Genomic DNA, 861 nt, shown 5'->3' with positions numbered 1-861 from the left:
GTCGATGGGTGCCGCGCCGATCGCAGAACCGGTTCCCGCCCCCGTCGCCTTGGCTACATCGGCCGATGCAAACCCAGCGGCGTCCGAGACGACGATAGCTTCGGCTGCGCCGGCCTCGACCGTTCCGGTCGCCGCCGAACCTGCCGATACCGATACCGCCACCGGCATCCAGCCTATGGCGACAGAGCCGACCACCGCCAAGGACACCACGGGCGCGGTTCCGCCGGTGGACGCTTCGCCGGCGACGACGGCAAAATTCGACATTCCCGCTGACGCCGGCCCGGCCGCCTTGCGTGATGCCGCTGCCAGCGGCGACGCCAAGGCGCTGTTCGAAATCGGCTCGCGCTATGCCGAGTCGCGCGGCGTCAAGGAAGACATGGCGGCAGCGGCCAAATGGTACGAGAAATCGGCGGAACTCGGCTTCGCGCCGGCCGAATACCGTATCGGAAATTTCTACGAAAAGGGCATCGGCGTCGCGCGCGACATCAAGAAGGCGAAGACCTGGTACCAGCTTTCCGCGGCACAGGGCAACGCCAGCGGCATGCACAATCTGGCCGTGCTGTTTGCCATGGCGGCTGACGGCGTGACCGACAATGAATCGGCCGCGCACTGGTTCCAGGCGGCGGCCGACGTCGGCGTCAAGGACAGCCAGTTCAATCTCGGCATCCTCGCCGCCAAGGGCGTCGGCATGAAGCAGAACCTCGAGGAGTCCTACAAATGGTTCGCGCTCGTCGCCAAGACAGGCGACAAGGATGCGGCGGCCAAGCGTGACGAGATCGCCAATGCGCTGCGGCCCGAGCAGCTCGAGCGCGCCCGCGCCGCGACCGAGCTGTGGAAGGCCAAGCCGCTGGATGCGGCAGC

1 pseudogene is annotated in these 861 nt (G+C 67.0%); it reads left to right on the top strand.

Annotated features, from left to right (window positions below):
- Positions 1-861 (top strand): annotated as a pseudogene (locus tag EN925_RS37820) (peptidoglycan-binding protein); the annotation flags it as partial.

It is taken from the genome of Mesorhizobium sp. M7A.F.Ca.US.006.04.2.1 (assembly GCF_004022915.1).
GTDB lineage: Bacteria > Pseudomonadota > Alphaproteobacteria > Rhizobiales > Rhizobiaceae > Mesorhizobium > Mesorhizobium ciceri.
Note: the sequence above shows the minus strand (reverse complement) of the source record. Positions and strands in the feature narration are given on the sequence as shown.